The following is a 1,909-nucleotide window of genomic DNA, read 5'->3' as shown; positions in this document are numbered from 1 at the left end:
AAAGAATTAGAAGGAATTCATTCAAGAACCGATTTCGATTTAAAAGCACACGAAGAATATTCTGGAAAGAAATTACAATATTTTGATCATACAGAAAATAAAAGTTATGTGCCTTATGTTGTAGAAACTTCTATTGGTTTAGATAGAATGTTTTTGGCGGTTTTCTCTAAATCTTTAGTGGATGAGGAATTAGAAAACGGAACAACAAGAGCGGTTTTGAAATTACCAGCAGTTTTAGCACCATATAAAGCAGCCATTTTACCATTGGTTAAAAAAGACGGTTTGCCAGAAGTTGCTCGTAAAATTGTAGAAGATTTAAAGTGGGATTTCAATGTGTTTTACGATGAAAAAGATGCTGTTGGAAAACGATATCGAAGACAAGATGCAGCAGGAACTCCGTTTTGTATTACTATAGATCATGACTCTTTAGAGGATAATGCTGTGACGTTAAGACATAGAGATACTATGGAACAAAAACGAGTTAAAATTGCGGAATTAAGAGATATTATAAAGGCAGAAGTTGATGTTAAAACTTGGTTACAAAAGATGTAATTAAAGACATATCAAAAGTTATTTAACGTTTTGATCGGATAGTTTTGTAGTAATTTACTTTGTTGGCATTACCAATATTAGCTATAATTTATTCCATAATTTTTTATTAAACTCAGTACTATTAATTTTTAAATAGTACTGAGTCTTTTTTTTGCAGTTATAAGGATAAAATTCTTTGGATTTCAAAAAGTAAAGTTTAGTATTTTAAAAAGCCAAATTTTTTAATTCTATCAAAATTGATATAAATTAAAAGCGACTTTATACAGCTGTATAAAGTCGCTTTTTTTATCAAATAAAAATAAAGTTAATCTTCTGTTTTAAAAGTATAAGTAGTACTTAAAGCAGTATTATTACCATCTGTGGTTTCTACATGCCAAAAATAAACACTACCAGCATCTACAGGTACTTCAATAGTATTTGTAGTTAAGTTTTTCCATTCTTCTAGAGGTTCTTGTTTACCATCAATTTTATCCATAAAAAAGGTATAGGTAACATCTTCGCCATCAGCATCTGAACTCTCATTCCATTCTAAAGTTATTATTCCATCTTCAGGAGTAACTGTAACACCAGATTCTGGGCTAATTAACTGTGCAGGAAATGGAACAAAATTAGATTCACCTTCACCAGAAAGATAAAACTTCCAAGTATCAGACTTGGTAACAACATCTCCAGTATTCTTAGAAGTTATTGTCCATGAATAAGGATATCCTCTTTCTAATAATACAGTTGTTGTGGTAACTTCTAAATTAAAGTTAGGATTAATTTCTTGAGTTATTAAGTTTGTGATGGTTAAATCATAAACTTCTGTTTCACTAGTTTCAGACCAATTGAAAGTAACAGTAGCTCTATCATCTATAACTTCTCCAATTTCACATGCTTGATCGTTTACTGGAGATAACAATACACTTGCTTGTGGTACTCCTGTATATACAATTTCATCACTTTTATTACAAGATATTATTAGTGTACAAACTGCAATGGCAGAGAGCACTAGATACTTAAATTTATATTGTTTAGTTATCATACTATTTTGTTTTTACAATTTTAATTGATTTGTTTACTGTTTCTCCTTGTATTTCAACATAATAAATTCCGTTTGTGAATTTACTTAAATTGATATCCACAATTCTACTTGAAGTTAATTGGCTTTTAGATGCTTGAATTTGTCTTCCTTTTACATCGAATATTGCATAATTTATACTAGCATCTTTACCATTAATGTACAGTTGGAAATTACCTTTTGTAGGATTTGGAAATGCCATTATATCTTCTGATATAAAGATGTTTTCCGAATATTTACCTTGACAATCGTAGTCTGTAGTTACTTTAATACTATTATTACCAGCAACCAATTGTA

Annotated in this window: 3 protein-coding genes; 1 reads left to right on the top strand and 2 read right to left on the bottom strand. The window is 29.6% G+C overall.

Going from position 1 to position 1,909, the window contains the following annotated elements:
* The coding region (locus tag ACTG3V_RS15535) for a His/Gly/Thr/Pro-type tRNA ligase C-terminal domain-containing protein (RefSeq protein WP_439133083.1) at window positions 1-552 on the top strand (552 nt) is incomplete at its 5' end.
* Between the two features lie 304 nt (window positions 553-856).
* On the opposite strand, the gene ACTG3V_RS15530 is transcribed toward ACTG3V_RS15535, so the two are convergent.
* Window positions 857-1,576, bottom strand: coding sequence for a hypothetical protein (locus ACTG3V_RS15530; protein ID WP_439133082.1), 720 nt, complete (start codon window positions 1,574-1,576; stop codon window positions 857-859).
* A 1-nt stretch (window position 1,577) separates the two neighbouring features.
* Window positions 1,578-1,909: T9SS type A sorting domain-containing protein (locus ACTG3V_RS15525; RefSeq protein WP_439133081.1), on the bottom strand; the 332-nt coding region annotated here is incomplete at its 5' end.

It is taken from the genome of Polaribacter sp., from assembly GCF_965660385.1.
Lineage (GTDB): Bacteria > Bacteroidota > Bacteroidia > Flavobacteriales > Flavobacteriaceae > Polaribacter.
Note: the sequence above shows the minus strand (reverse complement) of the source record. Positions and strands in the feature narration are given on the sequence as shown.

Excerpts from the sequence above, each read along its gene's own strand:
- ACTG3V_RS15530 (WP_439133082.1), bottom strand. The coding sequence starts at position 1,576 with ATGATAACTAAACAATATAAATTTAAGTATCTAGTGCTCTCTGCCATT.